The 21,731-nt window shown below is 41.8% G+C and carries 16 protein-coding genes; 10 read left to right on the forward strand and 6 right to left on the reverse strand.

Translation table 11 applies throughout. The features are described 5' to 3' along the window. Window positions 1–23: 23 nt before the first annotated feature. Window positions 24–542: a nuclear transport factor 2-like protein gene (locus ACYVJ6_RS02575; protein WP_460692467.1), complete on the reverse strand. Its 519-nt coding sequence runs from the start codon at window positions 540–542 to the stop codon at window positions 24–26. Window positions 543–747: 205 nt separating this feature from the next. Here ACYVJ6_RS02575 and ACYVJ6_RS02580 point away from each other — a divergent pair, with 205 nt between their 5' ends. Then, window positions 748–3,576 (forward strand): DNA gyrase/topoisomerase IV subunit A, encoded by a 2,829-nt coding sequence (locus ACYVJ6_RS02580; RefSeq protein WP_460692468.1) that lies wholly within the window; start codon window positions 748–750, stop codon window positions 3,574–3,576. Window positions 3,577–3,642: 66 nt separating this feature from the next. Here the strand turns inward: ACYVJ6_RS02580 and ACYVJ6_RS02585 are convergent, their stop codons facing one another. After that, window positions 3,643–4,131 (reverse strand): SRPBCC family protein, encoded by a 489-nt coding sequence (locus ACYVJ6_RS02585; RefSeq protein WP_460692469.1) that lies wholly within the window; start codon window positions 4,129–4,131, stop codon window positions 3,643–3,645. 31 nt (window positions 4,132–4,162) lie between these two features. On the opposite strand from ACYVJ6_RS02585, the gene ACYVJ6_RS02590 reads away from it, so the two are divergent. The 5 genes from ACYVJ6_RS02590 (at window position 4,163) to ACYVJ6_RS02610 (ending at window position 10,206) form a co-directional block, all read left to right on the forward strand. Then, the gene (locus ACYVJ6_RS02590; RefSeq protein WP_460692470.1) at window positions 4,163–4,630 is read left to right on the forward strand and encodes a DUF1810 domain-containing protein; all 468 of its coding nucleotides are present in this window, start codon (window positions 4,163–4,165) and stop codon (window positions 4,628–4,630) included. A 106-nt stretch (window positions 4,631–4,736) separates the two neighbouring features. Then, the gene (locus ACYVJ6_RS02595; RefSeq protein ID WP_460692471.1) at window positions 4,737–5,336 is read left to right on the forward strand and encodes a YceI family protein; all 600 of its coding nucleotides are present in this window, start codon (window positions 4,737–4,739) and stop codon (window positions 5,334–5,336) included. Between the two features lie 5 nt (window positions 5,337–5,341). Then, on the forward strand, window positions 5,342–6,685 hold the full coding sequence (locus ACYVJ6_RS02600; RefSeq protein WP_460692472.1) for a hypothetical protein: 1,344 nt from the start codon (window positions 5,342–5,344) through the stop codon (window positions 6,683–6,685). 238 nt (window positions 6,686–6,923) lie between these two features. After that, window positions 6,924–7,592, forward strand: coding sequence for a hypothetical protein (locus ACYVJ6_RS02605; protein WP_460692473.1), 669 nt, complete (start codon window positions 6,924–6,926; stop codon window positions 7,590–7,592). Between the two features lie 172 nt (window positions 7,593–7,764). Further along, window positions 7,765–10,206, forward strand: coding sequence for a GAF domain-containing sensor histidine kinase (locus tag ACYVJ6_RS02610; RefSeq protein WP_460692474.1), 2,442 nt, complete (start codon window positions 7,765–7,767; stop codon window positions 10,204–10,206). 113 nt (window positions 10,207–10,319) lie between these two features. Here the strand turns inward: ACYVJ6_RS02610 and ACYVJ6_RS02615 are convergent, their stop codons facing one another. Together ACYVJ6_RS02615 and ACYVJ6_RS02620 are read right to left on the reverse strand one after the other, a co-directional pair. Beyond that, the gene (locus ACYVJ6_RS02615) at window positions 10,320–11,390 is read right to left on the reverse strand and encodes an esterase (RefSeq protein WP_460692475.1); all 1,071 of its coding nucleotides are present in this window, start codon (window positions 11,388–11,390) and stop codon (window positions 10,320–10,322) included. 18 nt (window positions 11,391–11,408) lie between these two features. Further along, a complete protein-coding gene (locus tag ACYVJ6_RS02620) occupies window positions 11,409–12,572 on the reverse strand; it encodes an alpha/beta hydrolase-fold protein (protein ID WP_460692476.1) in 1,164 nt (387 codons plus the stop codon). Window positions 12,573–12,988: 416 nt separating this feature from the next. Here ACYVJ6_RS02620 and ACYVJ6_RS02625 point away from each other — a divergent pair, with 416 nt between their 5' ends. Beyond that, on the forward strand, window positions 12,989–16,747 hold the full coding sequence (locus ACYVJ6_RS02625; RefSeq protein WP_460692477.1) for a type IIG restriction enzyme/methyltransferase: 3,759 nt from the start codon (window positions 12,989–12,991) through the stop codon (window positions 16,745–16,747). Next, window positions 16,744–17,412, forward strand: coding sequence for a hypothetical protein (locus ACYVJ6_RS02630; protein ID WP_460692478.1), 669 nt, complete (start codon window positions 16,744–16,746; stop codon window positions 17,410–17,412). The genes ACYVJ6_RS02625 and ACYVJ6_RS02630 overlap by 4 nt, the downstream gene beginning before the upstream one ends. A 75-nt stretch (window positions 17,413–17,487) precedes the next feature. Here the strand turns inward: ACYVJ6_RS02630 and ACYVJ6_RS02635 are convergent, their stop codons facing one another. Next, a complete protein-coding gene (locus ACYVJ6_RS02635; RefSeq protein WP_460692479.1) occupies window positions 17,488–17,679 on the reverse strand; it encodes a hypothetical protein in 192 nt (63 codons plus the stop codon). 90 nt (window positions 17,680–17,769) lie between these two features. Between ACYVJ6_RS02635 and ACYVJ6_RS02640 the strand changes: the two genes are divergently transcribed. Further along, window positions 17,770–17,988 (forward strand): helix-turn-helix domain-containing protein, encoded by a 219-nt coding sequence (locus ACYVJ6_RS02640; protein WP_460692480.1) that lies wholly within the window; start codon window positions 17,770–17,772, stop codon window positions 17,986–17,988. A gap of 216 nt (window positions 17,989–18,204) precedes the next feature. On the opposite strand, the gene ACYVJ6_RS02645 is transcribed toward ACYVJ6_RS02640, so the two are convergent. Continuing rightward, window positions 18,205–18,912, reverse strand: a complete 708-nt coding sequence (locus ACYVJ6_RS02645; protein WP_460692481.1) for a 3-keto-disaccharide hydrolase — start codon at window positions 18,910–18,912, stop codon at window positions 18,205–18,207. Window positions 18,913–20,095: 1,183 nt separating this feature from the next. Between ACYVJ6_RS02645 and hemC the strand changes: the two genes are divergently transcribed. Further along, window positions 20,096–21,670, forward strand: coding sequence for a hydroxymethylbilane synthase (hemC, locus tag ACYVJ6_RS02650; RefSeq protein ID WP_460692482.1), 1,575 nt, complete (start codon window positions 20,096–20,098; stop codon window positions 21,668–21,670). Window positions 21,671–21,731 lie beyond the last annotated feature (61 nt).

A 21,731-nucleotide genomic window follows, 5' to 3' on the forward strand; every position in this document is an offset into this window, starting at 1 on the left:
TATCAAATTAGTGTATAATAAATTTATTTCATTTTAAAATGGCGCGTGTACTCATTCACTTTCACAATTTTCCCATCTTTTACTTGTACATCGTCAACAAATTCTGCGGAATCCGCTATTCCTTTGGCATTTGTCCAGTGTTGGGTGTTCCAAACCGTTACCCACTCTTGCTTTTCGCCGGCTTTGCTAACAACAGCTTCCCAGTCCTTCACTTCTAATTTAATATTAGTGTCTTTTGATTCACTATTCATTTTCACAAATTCCGTATTTGTACCTTTAAATGTATAACCATCAAAATTAAAGGTTATACTATCCGCGAAGCATTTTTTCATCAAAGCCGTATCGCCATTTTCATATGATTTTAAAGCCGTTAAAACTAGCATGGTATTGGCATGGCTGGTGTCGGCTACCCAGTTGTCTGGGTTCTTAATTTTGTAAGGATAATCTGGTGTTGGACCAGCAGTAGCAACTTCGGTTGTTGGTTTTGATTGGCACGCGGCAAATAATAAAGGCATTAGCAGCAGCAAATAGTTTTTTTTCATGTGATTAGGGATTTTGTTAATAATATATAAATATAAATATTTACATATTAAATAATTACAAATAATATTACCTCTTAGGCCTATTTGGGATACATAGAGGTTATAGCGTTTATAAAGTTAAAAATGTGTATAAAATCCACACATCTGCACAGCCGCACATCTGCACATTTCCCTATCTTTATCCATCCAAATTTTTTAGTTACTAATGAGCGAAGATCTGAACGAAAATCCTATAAATAACGAAGATAAAATACATAATGTTACCTCATTAGACGGATTGTACGAAAACTGGTTCCTGGATTATGCCTCGTATGTAATTCTTGACCGTGCCGTTCCGCATATTAACGATGGTTTAAAGCCTGTACAGCGTCGCATATTGCACTCGCTTAAAGAGATGGACGACGGGCGTTTTAATAAAGCCGCCAACGTTATCGGTAACACCATGAAGTATCACCCGCATGGTGACGCATCTATTGGTGATGCCATGGTGCAAATAGGTCAAAAAGATTTGCTGATTGACTGCCAGGGTAACTGGGGCGATCCGGTAACCGGCGACTCGGCTGCCGCGCCGCGTTATATTGAGGCGCGCCTGTCAAAATTTGCTTTAGAAGTTGTTTTTAACCCTGATACTACCGTTTGGCAAGCCAGTTACGATGGCCGTAATAAAGAGCCGATAACCCTGCCGGTTAAGTTCCCGCTGCTATTGGCGCAAGGTGCCGAGGGTATTGCCGTAGGTTTGGCTACCAAAATATTACCCCACAATTTCATTGAACTATTAGACGCCTCAATTGCAGTATTAAGAGGCGAAACACCCAACTTATTGCCCGATTTCCCGACAGGTGGCATGGCCGATGCTTCGTTGTACAACGACGGGCAACGAGGAGGACGTGTACGTGTTCGCGCTAAAATTGTGGAGCGCGATAAAAAAACGCTGGCCATTACCGAGATACCTTTTACTACCACTACGGGCAGTTTGATTGATAGTGTGATATCTGCCAATGACAAGGGTAAGATCAAGATCAAAAAGATAGAGGATAATACGGCGCAGAACGTGGAGATCATGATTCACCTGGCACCGGGCATATCGCCTGATGTGACTATTGATGCGCTTTATGCCTTTACCGATTGCGAAGTATCCATATCGCCTAATACCTGCGTAATACAGGATGATAAGCCCCGCTTTATGAGCGTGAATGATATGCTGAGCGAAAGCACGCATTTTACCCGTGGGTTATTAAAGCAGGAGTTGGAGATAAAACTCAAGGACCTGATGGAGAAAATTTTCTTCAGCTCGTTACTAAAAATATTTATACAGGAAGGGATGTACAAGCACCCCGACTATGAAACCTCTACCAGCTTTGATGAAGTGCTGGTGGTGTTGAACAAATTGTTCGAGCCATTCTTCCCGCAGTTTTACAGGCCCATTGTTGCTGATGATTATAAAAAGCTTATTGATAAACCAATGAGCAGCATTACCCGTTTTGACGTAAAGAAAACGGATGAGCAGATAAAAAACCTGGAGAATGAGATCAAGACTGTAAAAAATCACCTAAAGCACTTAACCCAGTACACTATTGACTGGTTTGAAAAGCTAAAGGAAAAATACGGCAAGGGACGCGAGCGAAAAACCGAGCTGCGCACCTTTGATAAGGTTGAAGCATCGCAAGTGGCATTGGCCAATGTGAAATTATACGTAAACAGAGAAGACGGTTTCATCGGAACCGGACTTAAAAAAGACGAATTTGTTGGCGATTGCTCTGACATTGACGAGATCATTGTGTTCAGGAAAGATGGCCGTTGTATCATTACCAAAGTACAGGATAAAGTATTTGTAGGTAAGGATATAGAACATGTTGCGGTATTTAAAAAGAACGATGAGCGCACCGTATATAACATGATATACAAAGACGGGCAAAGTGGTACAAGCTACATTAAACGTTTCTCGGTAATGGGTGTTACCCGCGATAAAGAGTATGACCTAACCAAAGGCACTAAAGGCACCTCTGTACTTTATTTCAGCGCTAATCCAAATGGCGAAGCCGAAGTAGTTAACGTACAGCTAAAACCCCATGCCAAGTTGAAGAAGCTGCAGTTTGATGAAGACTTTGCACAGGTGGCTATCAAGGGCCGGGGCTCAATGGGAAATATTGTAACCAAGTACCCGGTTAAAAAGATCATCCTGAAAAGCAAAGGTATATCTACCCTGGCAGGGCGTAAAATTTGGTATGACGATATTTTAAAACGTTTAAATGCCGATAGTAGGGGCAAATATTTAGGCGAGTTTGATGGCGATGACCGTATACTAACCGTAATGTCAACCGGTGTGTACGAACTAACCAGTTTCGACCTGAATAACCACTTTGATGATAAGATGATCGTCATTGAAAAGTATAACCCCGAGAAGGTTTATTCGGTGGTGCATTATGACGGCAAATCAAAAAATTACCTCATCAAAAGGTTTACGTTTGAGAATACGGCTATAGGCCGCCAAACCAGTATCATCAGTGATGAGCCGGGTTCAAAAATGCTGATCATATCCGGTGCTATGCAACCTATTGTTAAGGTGGACCAACTAAAAGGCGCTACCAAAACACCTGAAACAGTTGAACTGAATTTGGCCGACCTGATTGATGTAAAAGGCATGAAAGCCATGGGTAACCGCCTATCGGTACACCTAATACAAAATGTTACACTAATGACCGAGCATGACGATGAAGCTGATGTACCCGACCCTGAACCAGATTCGGTTGCAGAAACCGAGATCGTAATAACGCCCGAAGATAAAGTAGTGGCGGATGTAGCGCCGGCTATTATTGAAGAAACCGTTGCACCTGCAATAGAAGAAGAAACTACAGAGCCTGAAATAATAGAAAAGGCATCGGTAAAACCAGCTGAAAAATCTGAGGAATCGACTGCAAAATCTGAGGAATCATCCAACCCATCTGTGGAATCCCCAATAAAAAAAGTAGATTTTGAGATCACCAACCCGGATGATATTGAAATTGATGATAAAGGGCAGTTAGGGTTGTTTTAATTCGGCCCGCCCTGGTATCAGGGTCAGAGACAGAGGGGGTAAAATGATGAAGTTTGAGATTTTGGATCACAGTTTTGCCAGCAATGCCGGCAGTTTTTTGCCCAATTGCTTTTTCCAGCCCATTTGCATAATCAAACTCACCAGTATCATTTTAAAACCTTTGTAACCGGCGTGCTCCATCTTTAATAATGTGCCGCCACAGGTAGGCTCCAATGTAAAACTTAATACAGTATCCAGTTCGGCAAAAATACCTTTGGTTGCTTTATCAGCCGTGTCCGAGTGAATACCGGCACAGGCCAATGCCTTTTCGCCGCTGGCTTTGCCACTATAGGTGTAGGCTATATATTTATTTGGTTCAATAGCAATAATTTGGCAATGCGTAATACCATCCCATCCTTTTTGCGGCGCCATTTTAAATTCAAATTCATGCCCAATAACAGGCTCAATATCGTTTGGCATAAACCATTTGCCTAACATGTCGGCATCCGTTATTGCCCGCCATACCATTTCGGGCGGGTAGGGCAGCATTTGTTTGATTTTTATGGTCCGGGTCATTATGGTGCAAATTAAAAGGTAAAGCTAAAAAATGCAAACCTTAACTATCCGTCGCGGTTATTTTAATATGACCACCCATAACCTCCAACATTTCATCACCGCCCAGCAAAAAGACTATTCTGCCGCGCTGGCCGAAATTAAACAGGGCCGCAAGCGCAGCCATTGGATGTGGTACATCTTCCCACAAATTGCGGGGCTGGGTTTTAGTGAAATTTCCCGGCATTACGCTATTAAAAATATCGGAGAGGCCCAAGCCTATTTAGATCATCCTATTTTAGGCAGCAGGCTAATTGAAATTTGTACCGAGCTATTAAAACTCCCCACCAACAACGCTACCCAAATTTTTGGTACGCCCGACGATATGAAATTACGCTCATGTGTTACTTTGTTTGCCACCCTTCCCCATACGCATCCCATATTTAAAAAAGTGCTGGCTCAATTTTTTAATGGTGAGCCAGATACCGCCACTTTGCGAATTATAGGGAAACATCTGCAGTGATTAACTTACAATAAATTTAATTAATTGATTTGTATCACTTTTTAACCTAAACGCCCATCACTATTAGCGGTGTTGGTAAGGGTACCTTTGATCAAATTCAAATACCATGAAAAACACAGGCAATACACTTGCGGCTATGTTTATAGCCGCATTTATTTTTTTAGGCGTTCCGCAAATCGCGGCAGCGCAAGTCACCTACCAACTGGTGCAAAACCCGGCGGTAGTAATTAAGGTATCAGGTAAATCAAACGTACACGATTGGACGATGACCACCACGGCCATAGAAAGCCAGGGAAAGTTTAAACTCAACGGCGATAATTTGGCGGATGTTACCTCGCTAAGTTTTAGTGTAGTAGCCAAAAGCCTTAAAAGCGGTAAATCATCCATGGATAACCGCACCTACAAAACCATCAAGGCAAGTCAGTATCCCAACATCACCTACAAGCTCACATCAGCAACGGTTTCATCTATCAGCTCAAAAAATTACCTGGTCAAAACCAAGGGCCAGTTAACTATTGCCGGCGTAACGCAACCCATAAATGTGAGCGTAACTGCCACGGTAAATGCTGATAATACCATCACCTGCACAGGTACAGAAAATATCAAGCTGACCGACTACGGAATTAAACCACCAAGCTTTTTGCTGGGTGCCATGAAGGTATATGATGACCTGGCTATTCAATTCACTTTGATCTATAAAAAATAAATCCCATGAAAATTAAATATATACTAATAGCCATCGCGCTATTACCCATAAGTGCTATGGCACAGCAAATGCAGTTTTTTCGTCCTAATACGCAATTAGGCATCAACGTTTTTGAAACCAAAAAGGTCGATACCGTAGCTTTTAACGGCCTGCAGGTTAAGGTTGGTGGCAATTTTGCAATGGCGTTCCAAATGCTGCGTAATTATAACACCGCCCTGCCCGCTACCCGTCCCGGCTTTACGGGTAATGTAAATAGTTTAACCCCGCTTAATAACGGTTTTAACCTGCCTATGGCTAATTTAAATATTGACGTGCAATTAGCAGATGGTATACGCTTAAATTTAACCTCATACCTATCCTCAAGGCACCATGAAGATACCTGGGTTAAAGGGGGCTATATACAGTTTGATAAACTGCTGTTTTTAAAGAGTGATATAATAAATGAGCTCATGAAAAGTGTTACCATTAAGATAGGGCAAAGCGACCTGGATTATGGCGATCAACACTTCCGCCGGTCAGACGGTGGAAATACCATATATAACCCATTTATGGAGAATTACCTGATGGATGCTTTTGCAACCGAAATTGGTGCTAATTTATATTATCACCATACATCAGGATTGTTTGCTATGGGCGGGATAACCAATGGCGAATTAAACACAACTGTTGTTGCGCCCACAAAAATTGACGCTGCTACCGGCCGGGTTAATAAATATCCGCCTGCCTATTTGGGTAAAATAGGTTTTGATAAGCAATTAAATACCGATACCAGGGTAAGGCTGACCGGCTCATTTTATACAGTGAGCAGTGCCAATAATAACACATTATATAATGGCGACCGTACCGGCTCACATTATTATTTCGTGATGTCGAACCCTAACATTGCGGCAGGCACTACTTTAAACAGCGCGGTTGATTATAACGCGTTTTCGGGCAGGTTTAACCCCGGCTTTAACCAGGAAGTGCATGCTTTAATGGGTAACCTGTTTTTGAAGCATAAAGGGCTGGAGTTTTTTGGTACCTATGAAAGATCAAACGGCCGCACCATTACTGAGGTTAATAACCGCAACGCTACACAATATGCTGCCGACCTGATATATAGGTTCCCCGCAAGTACAGAGAATTTTTGGATAGGTGCCCGTTACAATGCTGTAATTGCAACCATACAGGGTGTGCCCGATGAGGTAAGGGTAAACCGTACCGTAGCATCAGCAGGTTGGTTCATGACCCAAAACATTATGCTAAAGGCCGAATATGTGAACCAGGTTTATAATAACTACCCTAACAGCAATATACTTAACGGGGGTAAAATTAAGGGCATGATGTTGGAAGCCTCTGTTGGGTTTTAAGTATTAAGTATATTAAAGCATCCGTTGCGATCCAACGGATGCTTTTTAGTTTAATAACACTTACTATTATTTATACAGGCTTAATAATAAAGCAAAAAGTTTATTATTTTTTATGTAACCTGTTTTATGTTACTCTCGTACAAGTATAGTATACATGATGATAATCATGTTTTTTTCCTCTTTTTCATCCGAACTGACGATGTTTTATGAGGTAAAAAGAAAGGGGAGAGAGAAAATTATGAAACATTTTAAACCAACATTATTAATTAATAAGCTAATTGTAGCCATCGTTTTAATCATAGCTACACAAAATGTAAGTGCACAAGTCATTTACACATTGACATCAAATACCGCTGTCGAAATTAAGGTACTGGGTAAAACCAGTACGGACGATATGGTGATAACTACCACCGCTATGCAGGGCCAGGGAAATTTCAAATTTGACGGACAAAACCTGGATGATATTACTTCACTAAGTTTTAATTTATCGGCTCAAAATATAAATGGTAAAAAGGCTGGTGTTAACAAACGTGCTTATAAAGCGCTTTATGCCGGCAATAATCCAACCATTAGTTATAACATTAAATGTGCTACCGTTACACCAACCCATGACAATAAGTATGGAGTAATATTAGGCGGCGAACTTACTGTAGGTGGCATAACCCAATTAAAATGTATGTTGTTAAATGCTACCATGAATGATGATAGTACCATCACTTTAACCGGCCACACCAATGTGCAATTAACCGATGACAACTTAAAATCTATTAAATTTATGGAGGGCCCTGTTCAGATTGACAATGATTTGGCCATACAGTTTACCTTTATTTATAAAAGGGATGTGATGCAGGATGCCCCTATGGATATTCAACCAGTTATATATAACGATTATATTACTAAGCTATAAGCAAATATATAATGGCTTCCCGAAAAGCTGTTATGTAAGGCCCGCCCATAAAGTGGGTCTTTTTTTTTATTTATGGATTAAAGCTAAATTGTTTATTACCAATTTATTATAAAACAAATTTATTTATTACTTATTTTAATAGTAATATGCCAATTATATAATTAAACCTAATATGCTTCTTATAGGCGGTATTGTACTAATATTGATATTAATTTTTGTCTTCTGGCTTGTTTGGAGGCAATGGAATAAATATGCACTAAAAGCATCATTGGCCGAAAAACTGTATAATACACTTATAGAAAACGGTGGCGACGCTATTGTTATTTTAACCACCGAAGGAAAGCCTGTATACGCGTCGCCTTCTGTAAAAAAAGTGCTTGGATATACGGTAGCTGAAGCATTGAAATTGGATTTATTTAGCATTGCCTGGCCCGACGATGTACCCGCTATACAACAGGTGATGGAGCAGGTATTAGCTAATCCGGGTATACCCATTAAGGGCCACACCAGTCGTTTACTGCATAAGGATGGCACCTGGCATTGGTATGAATCGGTGGTAACCAATATGCTGAATGATCCGGATATAGGGGGTATAGTGGATAATTTTAGGGACGTCACTGAACAAGTTGAGGCAGAGAACAAACTTATAACCGCCAACCGCCTATATGCGTTTATTAGCCAAATTAACCAGGCTTTGGTACACGCTGATAATGAGCAGGATGTTTTTAAGGAAGCTTGCCGGATTGCTGTCGACTCAGGGAAATTTGCAATGGCCTGGGTTGGGCTGGTTGATACGGTAAACCAAACGCTGACAATTACTGAAGGTTTTGGCATGCCGGCTGAAGACCACCCCAAATTTACCAATGCAACTTATGAAACCAATGGTCCGGTGGCCCAAATTTTAGCTAACGGCACCTCGTTTATATGTAATAATATTGCGCGCGATTACAACCTACCCATATGGCAGGCTTATGCTGCTTCGCGCGGCCTGCAATCATTAATGATGTTGCCATTAAAAAGAGGCGGTAAAATAACAGGCATTTTTAGCCTGTACGCTACTCAAATAAATTTGTTTGATGAGCAGGAAAAAAAATTGCTGGAAGAAGTAGCAGGGGATATATCATTTGCTATGGATGTTTTTGAAAAAGAAGCACTGCGCGAACAGGCCGAACAAAAAATGCGCCATAGCGAACTTCGCCTCACCGAAGCACAAGCAATAGCCCACGTTGGTAGTTGGGAACTTGATTTTAATACCGGCGTGGCCCTATGGTCTGACGAGGCACTGCGGATATATGGACTTACACCTGAGGAGAACCATCAAACCTATGAGTCGTGGCTATCCTTTATTCACCCGGATGATAGGGAATACGTATTAGCGGAAATTAAAAAGGCAAATGAAAGCTTAAGCAGCCTGGCTTTATACCATCGCATTATTTGTAAGGATGGCACACTAAAATACCTTTATTCAAAAACCGAGTTTGATTTTAAAGACGGAAGGCCGGTTGGTATACATGGTATAGCTCATGATATTACCGATATCCGTGTATCTGAACAAGCCAGGGAACAGGCAGATGCTAACCTGCTGATGATCATCGACCTGATACCGCAATCTATTTTTGTACGTACCATTGATGGTAAATACCTGTTTGTTAATAAAACTTTCGCGGCAACTTATGGGCTCAGCCCCGAAGAGTTGATGGTGAGAGCAGATAGGGGAGAGATTATAGCGGACGAAATATTTTTAGCCCACGACAGAGAGGTTATAACTACCGGTACAGCAAAAGCTATCCCCGAGTTGAAGTATACCGGCCCGGATGGTAGTGCCCGCGTGTTTTACGAGCTAAAAGTACCCTATATCGTTCCCGGTAGTAGTGAAACGGCGGTGCTGGGCATAGCTTTGGATATTACCGAGCAGCGCACCATTAATGCCAACCTTTTGCAGCGCAATAAGGACCTGGAGCAATTCTCGTACATCATATCGCATAATCTGCGGGCACCGGTAGCCAATATATTAGGGCTGTCCGAAGTACTACAAAATACCGATGTTATAGCGGATGATGAAAAGGCCATCCTAAAAAAGATACGCTTCTCGGTAAAAAAACTTGACCGTGTTATTAATGACCTTAACTACATACTGGAGTTTAAAAACCAGGATTTGCAGCAAAAAGAGTGGGTTGATTTTAACAGCCTGCTGGAGGATGTTAAAACAAGCCTGGCCAATGGCCCCGAAAATGCAGAGGTAAAGATTATTGACGACTTTGACGGCACCCGGGGCATGCATACCGTAAAAAGTTATTTGTACAGCATTTTTTATAACCTGATAGCCAACAGTATTAAATACCGGCAGCCGGATACCGATGCGGTAATAACCATTAGCAGCAGCAGTACCGATAATAAAGTGCGCCTTAATTTTAAAGACAACGGCATGGGGATAGACCTGCAGACAAAGGGCCACCAGTTATTTGGCCTGTATAAACGCTTCCATTTCCACGTAGAAGGCAAAGGCATGGGCCTTTACATGGTAAAAACACAGGTTGAGGCCCTGCACGGCAAAATTACCGTGGATAGCGAGGTAAATAAAGGCACCGAGTTTATGATAGAGTTTGAGGCGTGATTTAGAGATTAGTAATTAAAGATTAGAGATTAGTTGCTTCCTGCCAAGCTGATATCAACAAAAAAAAGCCGATCTTATTACAGATCGGCTTTTATGTTTTAGAATGAAATAGCTTATTTAAACAACTTAGGCAGCGTAGTTGCCAGGTATAGTTTACAGTTCATCCAGGTGTGGCCGCCTGGTACAATTTGTGGCTCCACATTGATGCCTTTTTCTTTAAACATAGCCAGGTTTTTTTTTACGCTTTCATATAAAAAGTCTTCGGTGCCTACGCTGATGCTAAACAGTTTTAATTGTTTATTTACCTCAGCCGCGTTAGGTTTAAAGTTTTCGCCAAAAATAGCTCTAAACTCTTCTGTTTCAGGATACGGCGCGTATGAAGCTACGTAGCTAAACTTATCCAAATTGGTAAAGGCAATATCCAACGTTTGGCCGCCACCTACCGAGAAGCCCGCAATTGCGCGGTTGTTCCTGTCGGTTAGGGTAGAGTAGTTGCTCTCCACAAACGGAATAATATCCTTGGTCATTTCGTTGATGATCGCATCCTTACGGAAACCCACAGCAGCATAAGGCATCACAATAATCATCGGTTTCATTTTGCCCTGGGCTATCAGGTTGTCGGCAATCAGGTTGGCTTTACCCACTTTGGTCCAGGTCTCTTCCGTGTCCGATCCACCGTGAATTAAATACAGCACCGGGTATTTTTTACCGACCGAGTATCCCGGAGGAGTATAAACCAATAGCTGGCGGGTGGTATTTAACGTGCCCGATTTATACAACCGGTAGCTTATTTTACCATGCGGTACGTTTTGCAACGAATGTATCAACGGGGTTTTGCCCGGTACATCCACCAAACTAAATTTAAAACGCTCGTTGGCAAATAGGTAGGTATTGTTAGGGTCGGCAACCTGGGTGCCATCTACTACGAAAGCATACGGGTAAATGTCCGGCTTAATATCGGGCACGGTAATGGTCCATACGCCGTTGGCGCCTTTGGTCATGGGTTTTTTCTCGGCCAGGAACTGGCCATCCAATTGTACCTCTTTAGCGTTGGGTGCCGAAAAATTAAACGTCACGCTGTTATCGGCATGCACATCCGGCGAAATTGGGTAACCGCGCTGCTGCGCCATGGCACTAAGCCCCGCACAGCCCAATAATATTAAAGTATATAATGTCTTTTTCATCTTCCTATTCAGTATAAATTATTGAAATAACAGCGGTACGGTTGTAGCCACATAGTTTTTTACGTTCATCCAGGTATGCGCGCCGCCGGTTATCAGGCTTTTGGTGTTTACCTTGTGGTCCTTTAAGTACGCCAAAAATTCCACCGCGCCCGGGTGCAGGCGGTCCTCGGTGCCTACGCTTACCCAAAGCAGTTTTAGCTGCTTGTTGGTTTTTTCGGGTTCGCCGGCTACAAATTTATACTCTTTCTCCATCATCTGCGGAGTAAGGTACGCGCTGTAGGCCAATATGTAGGCAAACTTATCCATGTTGCCAAAGCCGGTATGCAGCGTATGGCCGCCACCGCGCGAAAAGCCGCCAATGGCCCTGTTTTCGCGGCCGGGCAGTACCCGGTAGTTTTTCTCAATAAACGGAATAATATTTTTAGTGATATCGTTACTTACGTTGCGTGCGCGGGTTACCGCCTCGTCGCCTTCGCGATCTGCCGGGTCTGCGGGTTTTTGCCCGCCTTTTTGCTCGGCTATGCGCGCCTCTACGTTACCGTATGGCATTACAATGATCATGTCTTTAGCCTTACCTTCGGCTATCAGGTTATCCAGTATCAGGTTTACTTTACCAACCTTAAAAAAGGTTTCTTCGGTATCGGTAGTGCCGCTTATCAGGTAAAACACCGGGTATTTTTTGCCGGGGTTTTTATCATAACCCGGCGGGGTATAAACCACTACGCTGCCAATGGTACCACCGGCGGCATTGTTATACAACTCGTAATTAACGGCACCATGCGGCACATCCCTTACCGAGTGGATCAGCGGGGTATCGCCCGGTACATCCAATAGGCTGCCTTTAAAACGCTCGTTGGTGAAGAACCACTCGTTGGCAGGGTCCATTACCGATATACCATCAACCACAAAATTGTATGGGTAAATATCAGGCGTAACGGGCGGGGTAGTAACCGTCCAGGTGCCTTGCGCGTTTTTGGTCATGGCCAGCGGGGCCTTTAAAAACTGGCCGCTTAATTTTACATCCTTGGCGTTGGGTGCAATGAAACTAAAGGTTACCGATTTGTCGGCAGCTATGCGTGGGCCCGGTGCCAGCGGACCGCGTGGCGGCTGCCCCATTACCAGTACCGGCAGGTACAGCAAACAGCATAACAGTGCCGTTTTAAATAATTTGGTGATCATCATGTTGATTGTTTTGATTGGTTATACTTGGTTATCGTAACAGTAAAGTTATAAATGTTTTATAATAAGCAATAATTTTTTGCGCCAACCAAATTACTTGCGCTGGTTTGTAACCAGTGCTTAACGTGGGGCTATACACCGGGGCCATGCAATCGCCAATAGCATTTTAAGCACTCGTTGCAAACGAGCGCAAGAGCAGTCGAAAGATGTATGGGGAATGTTTATACTATTGACAGGCCTAATCTCTAATCTCTAACCTCTAATCACTAATTAGGGCGTTCCCTGCGGGCCGGGCTATCCGCTCATACGGCTGCAGGCATTAGGCGCGGGGCCGGTATACGCTGCTATCCCTAACGCGGGTGGATATTAAATTTTCGCATATCCGTTATCTTTATTAATTTACAGGTCTTGTAAACAACATGCACCTAAAACTACTCAAGCCTAAGCAATCACTCAATAAAGCCTATCTTAAAGAAAAGATAAGCCGTACTGATATTGAGCTTTTTAAAACCCAGTTTACGGGTTTATTAGATAAGATAAATGATAAAGGCGACGAGGAACATCTCAAATCATTAATTGCCGATTTCCTGAAATTTACATGGTATAAAGATTCTCACCAGATCAATCCCATCGGTAAAAACGATTTGGTAATACATACCGGTAAATCAACCACTGACCCGGTTGGTGTAATATTAGAAGTAAAAAGCCCAAGCAATAAAACCGAAATGGTAACGGCTGATAAGCCCAATGCCAAAGCTTTGCATGAGTTGATATTGTATTACCTACGCGAACGGTTTGAGCATAACAACAACGAGATAAAATATTTAATTGCTACCAATATTTACGAGTGGTATGTTATTGATGCCAACGAGTTTGATAAAAAGGTTTATCGTAATTCTTCCATTAAAAAATTATACGAACTTAAAAAATCTGACAATAAGGATAACCCCTGGTTTTATGCAGAACTAAAGAACCTTTTAGAAAGTAGCGACTTAACTTTTGAGGCTACCAGCTTTGATATTAGGGATTACAAAAGGATAATTCAAGATGCGGACAGGGAAAATGATAAGGGCCTAATCTCGCTGTATAAAATATTATCGCCTATACATTTATTGAAGTTGCCGTTTGCTAATGATAGCAATACGCTGCAACCCAAATTTTACTCGGAGTTATTGCACCTGATAGGGCTTTATGAATATAAGGACGGCAGCAAAAAATTAATAAGCCGTAAAAAACAAGGAGAGCGCAATAACGGCTCGTTGTTAGAGAACACCATTATCCAACTGGAAAGCCACGATAAAATGTCGCGGTTGGATAAACCCTCGCAATACGGCGAAAATTATAACGAACGCATTTATGCCGTAGCGTTAGAATTGGTGATTACCTGGGTTAACCGCATACTGTTTTTAAAACTGCTGGAAGCGCAACTGATCAATTACCATAAAGGGGATAGGAGCTACACCTTTTTAGATAAAGCTAAAATTAAGGACTTTGACGATTTAGATAAATTGTTTTTTAGGGTATTGGCTAAACGAGCCAATGAGCGTACCGATGATGTGCAAAAGCTGTTTGGCAAAGTGCCCTACTTAAATTCATCGTTATTTGAACCTACCGAACTGGAACACCAGGCCCTGTTTATTAACGGGTTAGAAGATTACGTAAAGCTGCCGGTATTAAGCAGTACCGTTTTAAAAGATGCCAACGGAAAAGCATTAAAGGGCGATTTAGATACGCTGGAATACTTCTTTGCCTTTTTAAACGCCTATGACTTTAGCAGCGAAGGAGCCGAAGAAATACAGGAGGATAACAAGCAACTGATAAATGCATCAGTTTTAGGTTTAATATTTGAAAAGATAAATGGTTATAAAGATGGTTCGTTTTTTACGCCGGGCTTTATTACCATGTATATGTGCCGCGAAACTATACGCCGCGCCGTGGTACAAAAGTTTAATGAGGTTAAAGGGTGGGATGTAAAAGAATATGCCGACCTGTATAACCAAATACAGGATAAAAAGGAAGCCAACACCGTTATTAACAGCATAAAAATATGCGACCCTGCCGTAGGCTCGGGCCATTTTTTGGTATCGGCGTTAAACGAAGTTATTGCTATAAAAAGCGATTTGCAGGTATTAATGGATAAGTATGGCCGTGCGCTATTGCATTATGGTGTTGTGGTTGAAAATGATGAGTTAATTATTACAGATGCCAACGGCGATATTTTTGAATATAACCCCAAATGCAAGGAGAGCCAGCGCATACAGGAAACGCTTTTTCATGAAAAGCAAACCATTATTGAGGGTTGCCTTTTTGGGGTAGATATTAACCCCAATAGTGTTAAGATATGCCGCTTGCGCCTTTGGATTGAGCTGTTAAAAAACGCCTATTATAAAAGCGATAGTACCGAATTAGAAACCCTGCCCAATATTGATATTAATATTAAAATTGGTAACTCGCTTATTAGCCGTTTTGCTTTGGATGCTGATTTAAAGCAAGCATTGAAAAAAAGCAAGTATTCAATTGATAGTTATAAAATAGCGGTACAAACTTATAGGGAAGCGGTTTCTAAAGAACAGAAGCGCGAAATGGAGAAACTGATCGCCACTATTAAAAGCGATTTCAGGACCGAAATAAGCGCAAATGACCCTAAAGTAAAATCGCTTGAGAAAAAAAGCATTGAACTTTATAATAAATACAAAACGGATAAGCTATTCAATGAAAAGTTGACTAAAGCTCAATTGAAGGACAGGGAAAATCTTGAACAAGAAGTTGATAAACTAAGCAAGGAGATTAAGGAAATTAAGGAAAACAAAATTTATGAAAACGCATTTGAGTGGCGCTTTGAGTTTCCTGAAGTATTAAATGATGAAGGTGGTTTTGTTGGATTTGATATAGTCATTGGGAATCCACCATATGTAGAGTCTCGTAGTTCGCAAATTAATGATAAAATTAAAGATGCAATTCATAATATTATTAAGCAGAGACGAAAAGAGGTTTCGGATCTGATTACAAGAGGTAGTGATATATTGATTTATTTTTTCGAATTATCACTTTCTATTATCAGTACAAGGGGATTTAATTGTTTTATTACTCAAAATTCTTGGTTAAACACAGATTATGGTTTTAAATTTCAAAAATTTTTAAAATCTAAAACCAATATAATTGGAGTATTTGACAGTGAAAATAAATATTTTCAAGATAGCGCAAATATCAATACCATAATTACCTTATTTCACGGGAAAGAGGCGAATGCTGATCATGAACTAAAACTTATTAAATTTAGAGAGGGGTATGAAAAAGTCCCAAGTTTGCTTATTGACCTTGAAGATTTTAAGAAATATGGAATTGCTAAATCGTTTTCACAAAATCATCAGATATTAGATTTATTTAAACTCGGAGTTATTTTCGATTCTGATGACTTCATAATTGATTTACATGAAGTTTTGTTAGAAAAGTCTGTAAAGAATGTTGCTCTAAGAATTGGGCAGGGGTTGAATCTGTCTAAGGATTATATAGTTAGCAAGTCAATTATTGATGAATTGGGTATTGAAAAGAACTCACTTATTCCATTTTTTACGAATGATGATGGTGCTCCTTTTTTGCTACAGAACACATCGAATTTTTTGGTTAAAGAAGTATTTCCGGAGCAGGAAGAACTATTGAGAAAAAAAGGTAAAAATACAGTAGATAAACAAAATATTTTAAGAGAGAAGCCATCTTTAATACTTCCTAGAGGCTTAGGTAGATATTTTTGTGCGGATAATTTTGTTGGTGCATACTCTTCAAGCTATGTTGAGATTTATTTTGGACAGCCTTATGTAAATGAACACAAAATTTATGCATGGGCGTTTCTTAATTCCTCTATCGGCTGGTTAATAAGAGAGATTTCAGGAAGGAAAAATTTGGGCGGGGGCATGTTAAAGGCTGAAGCCATCGACTTGAAAAATTACCCACTAGTATATGATTTAGCGAAGTATAATAACGAGATTAACACTATTTATAATTCATTGTCTTCACGTCAGGCTTATTCAACAGATATTGAATTGCTCAGTTCAGAACATTTACAATTAGACAAAATAATATTTTCTTGTCTTGATATAGTTAAGAAGGATCAAGATCGGATACAATATACAATTAAAGAGTTAATTAATCTAAGAACCCTTAAATCACAAAAAAAATGATTTTACTGGAATATATTACTGTAGTCTATCAGCACGGCGATAAGTCATATCAAATAAGTGGACATACAAATCGGAATCAAAATCCAGCAATTATAATTAGACATGAAGGTCGAAAAGTTACCTTTAATATTATAGGCATTAATGCAGGGCAAATAGAAGACTTATCAAATCAAGAGCCCAGAGAAAACCATTTAGGAATTTATATTTCACTAGATAATTTAACTGAGCAAATTTCAAAATTTCCAATTAAATTATCCCCATTTGCATATCCAGCAGATCCGCCTGTAAATTATACTGATCCAAGAGGTACTGAACGGAGAGCTGGAGCTCGCGTACACATGGTAAATCCACTATATATAATCAGAGGACGTAATTTAAAGATTAATTTTTGCAAGAGTCCTGGTGCGCCTGGAGCAAAAATAGTGCAAGAGGAAATTGATATTAATTTGGATATAGAACATACGCCGAGATATGTTCCTATAATAAGTTTGAGCAAGTGGTTTAGAACTACTCAGCAACTACATATTGGAATTGGATTTAGCACTGGAAGAACCAATAATTCAATTACTATACCTAGAATATCTTTTGAAATGTCTTATGATGAATATGACCAATTTATAGAGGCTTTGAGAGTAATTATTAATGGACATACCATGGGTTATTAGTCAATACGGTGTATAATTCACTTTCCGCCCCCCCCCCAGGGTCTCCTGAAAGTGACCCCGGGATGCGCTAACCTGCTACTTATCGATCGTTATATCTTCTATGTTATTGTCGGTTAACCATTGCCTGAACGCATGTTTATCCGCAGCTGTATAATGAATGATCTCTCCGTTTTTAAGCAAAATAGTAACTACCCCGGCAGAGGAAAGGTACTTCGAAAGTTGGTTGGCTTCGTAATCAAAGCCCGGGTATCTGCTGGATGGTTTCATAAGCAATACCAAGTTAACAACTATTATTTATAAATACAACGGATTTGTTGTACAACATTTAAGTTGTTTATTATACTTATGTACTTCCAAATGGAAAAGGAAGTATTACTTAAAAAGCTGGGCGAACGCATCCGTGAACTACGGAAGGAGAAAGGTATAACCCAGGTGCAACTGGCCCACGCCATTGGTAAGGACCAACAATCTATACAGCGCCTGGAGGCGGGTAATGTAAACGCATCCCTGTACTACCTGCACCAAATAGCCACAGGCCTTAATGTAAGCTTAGGGGCCATCTGTCAAGATATTTAATATGTTTTCCGCTCCCCTCGCTACCGCAAGCACCCCGCTTGTGGAATAATTGCGTTAGGGATAGGAGCGGATACCGGCCCGTGGCTAAGGCCTCGCGCAGTATGAGCGGATAGCCCGGCCAACGCCCAAAACATTAAACTTTTGATGAATATTCCGTTCCGTCTCCGCAGGGTCCTCTGCGAGAGACCCTGCGGGAACAATTAGCGGAACAAGTTTTTATTTCAGCTCGCGCACATACAGCGATTTTACATCAACCACCGTAGGGTTATGCAAATGGCATAGCTGAAAGCCTATCTTCCCGCTATCGAAGCCGCCGGGGTGCACCATATCGATGGTTTTAACGCCATTGAGCCATGCCTGTATATGATGGCCCCTGGCTACTATATAGTAATGGTTCCAGTCGTTAAATTTTACCACTTTAGGTACCAGCGCGTCCGGAAACTTTTGTACCATACTGGCCCTGCGTTCTTCCCAAAGCGATCCCCAGTAGCCTTTGCCCATATCTACCTGGTAGCCGGGTGCATCGTCAAAACTGGTGGGGTTAATACGCACGCATACGCCCGAGTTGGCATCCTCGTCGCCCACCATTTTTATCATGACGTTCAGTTCAAAATCGGTATAGGTTTTTTTGGTATAGCTGTAGTGGTGCTCTTTTTCTTTACCAATGGTGCCGTGCAGTTCATGGTTGCTTAGCTTCCAAAAGGTATCCTCCATGTTCCAGTCGGCGGCGCTGGCCAGCAGGTCAACCCAGCCTTTGCCTTGCGGCTTACCATTGGCCATGATACCGCCGGCGGGTAAGGTGTTTTTTAGCGTGGTATCGGCCTGCGCACAGGCAGATGAATAAATAAATAACGGCAATAAAAGCGCGGTGAGCAAATGCACGGCGCGTTGCTTAAAGTTTTGGTTTAACTTAAGGGTGATCATAAGGTTGGTTTTTTAAAGTAATTGGTTATTAGGTTAATAAAGGTAGTAAAATGTTTTGGTGTTTAAATTGCTGTGGTAAATGTAAGCTTCGCCGGAGGTAGGTAGTGGTAAATGACAACATCATCCCGCTCATGGCCGCGGGGGCTAGTTAGTTTTTAGTAAGTTGTTTTGTTTTTTATAGGTACTCAAGAAGGCTACGCCATTTACCTTAGATGCAAAGTAACCAAGACTAAGCGCAGCGATCTCATGAACTCCATTAAAAAACAAAAACACAAGTGAATACATCAAGCCGGATGCTTCGACAAGCTCAGCATGACAATTGTGTGGGCGGGTGTCACCCTGAGCACCGTCGAAGGGTCCGGCAGGCCTTTGCCCGCTTATGTGCACGGTGGTGTTTATGCTTACGTGCTTATTAATGGTAGTAAAATTTCGTCAGCAGATAAGCTTCGGGCGAAATCAGGTAAAAGCGATGATGGGTTGTGCGGCTGCGGGGCATACAACATTTGCAGAAGCGTGGCTGCGTGCGCCTTGGGGCAATTTTTGCGGCCCCCGCTTTTACCTGATTTGCAGGGCAAAGGCCCCGTGCGGCAAAGAAGCCTCTCTGCTGACTTGATTTTTTGGTACTTTTTCATCAAGGAAAAAGGACTAGGCCACCCGCGGCCATGAGCGGGCGGATGTTATAATCTGGGACTACCTATCTCTGCGAAGCAACCAACCACCTGCGGCCATGAGCGGGACGATGCCCAAACTTAGAATACATACCTCTTAAAATTAGCGTTACGGGCAGTATCCGTTCCCGCGGCCATGGCGGGCCGATGCCCTAATTTGGGACTAAATACGTCTGCGCAGCAACCCATCCCGATAGCTATCGGGGCGGGCATTTTAAATTCAAATATGCTGACAATGGTTTGTCAGTATAAAGGACTAACCGCCGCGTATGGTGGTAAAAATCATGGTTTACACTTTTTGACCTGTTAATTTTATAAACTACTGATTATCAATTAAATAATAAAAAAAATTCTCAAAATGTGTTAAGTTGTGTAAACCATGATTTGCATAGCCGCATAGCTGCCTATTTGCATGACTGCACATCCGCAAAGTCAGCCCAATTTCATATCCTCAATTAATACTATAATGATGTTACTAAAAAGTTAAATTTGCCACAGTAAAAACACCCATCCCGTTGGAAAGAACATTAATAATAGGCACGCGCGGCAGCGATTTAGCTTTATGGCAGGCCAATTTTGTAAAAGATAGCCTGGCAGCAGCCAACATAAAAGCCGACCTGAAGATCATTAAAACCCAGGGCGACCGCATACTTAATTTAAGTTTCGACAAACTGGAAGGCAAGGGTTTTTTCACCAAAGAACTGGAAGAAGAGCTTTTAGCCGGAACTATTGACCTGGCCGTACACAGCCACAAGGACCTGCCCACCGAGAACCCTCCGGGCTTGACCATAGCCGCAGTATCCGAGCGCGAGGACCCCTCTGAATTGCTGTTGATATTGAAGGATTGCGTGGATGTTAAGCAGAAGCTATCGGTAAAATATGGTGCTATTGTGGGTACATCATCCAACCGCCGCAAGGCACAACTATTAGCCTACCGCCCGGACTTAGAGATTGAAGAATTACGCGGTAACGTACCCACCCGCATAGGCAAACTGCGTGACGAAAATTATGATGCCATTATGCTGGCCAAAGCCGGTGTTAGTCGTTTAGGGATAGATCTGAGCGAATTTCACGTAGAGGAACTAACCCCTACTGAACTGGTGCCTGCCCCTGCACAGGGCGCATTAGCCATCCAGATACGCGAAAGCGACACCGAGTTATACCAGGCTTTACAGGTATTACACCACCCCAACGTAGCCGAAGAACTGGCGGTTGAGCGTAAGGTGCTATCACTTTTTGGCGGCGGATGCCATTTGCCTTTAGGTTGTTATTGCCGTAAAGAGGATGGCCAATACCAGGTGTTCACCTCAAAAGCAGATACCGGCGAAGAATTCCCCGACAGGTTGTTTTTAGAAGCGCCAACGGTAGAGGGGTTGTCGCAAAAAGTAGTTTCCTATTTTGAAAAGGACAGGAAGTTGCCGGGCAGTGTATTTATATCTCGCGAGGTATCGGAGCAAAGCTATTTTAGGCGCGCTTTAGAGAAACATGGCATACAGATAGAGGGGCGGTCGTTAATACGCACCGTGCCCATGATAAACAAACTGGATCCGTACATACTTAAACACGTCGACTGGATATTTTTCTCTAGCAAAAACGCGGTTGATTATTTCTTCCGTTTGGAGCCAACTTTACCAATCGGTGTAAAATATGGAGTGATGGGAGCGGGGTCAGAAGAAATGCTGCGCCTGCAAGGACACTTTGCCAATTTTACCGGATCAGGTGGCGATACCGCTGATGTTGCTGTTGAATTTGCCAAATTGGCTAACGGTGGTACTATATTGTTCCCGGGTGCAGAAGACTCATTGAAGAGTATACAAAAAGGCTTATCTGATACCACCAAGATCATTGATCTGCCTATATATGAAACCGTATTAGAAGATGATGTAGAGGCATCGGGTGCTGATGTGTTGGTGTTTACCAGCCCGTCAAACGTGGATGCTTATTTTGAAAATAATTTGTTAGACCCCTATCAAAAAGTTATTGCCATAGGTAAATCAACCGGCAAAAAATTTGACGAAATGGGCGTAAAATATACCCTGCCCTTTGCCCCCGACGAAGTTGGGCTGGCCGAGGCGGTGTTTGGGATTTAAAAAGTCATTAGGTCATTGGGTCACTAGGTCACTGGATAGTGAAAATGACTCAATGACTCAA

Source organism: Mucilaginibacter puniceus, assembly GCF_054783175.1.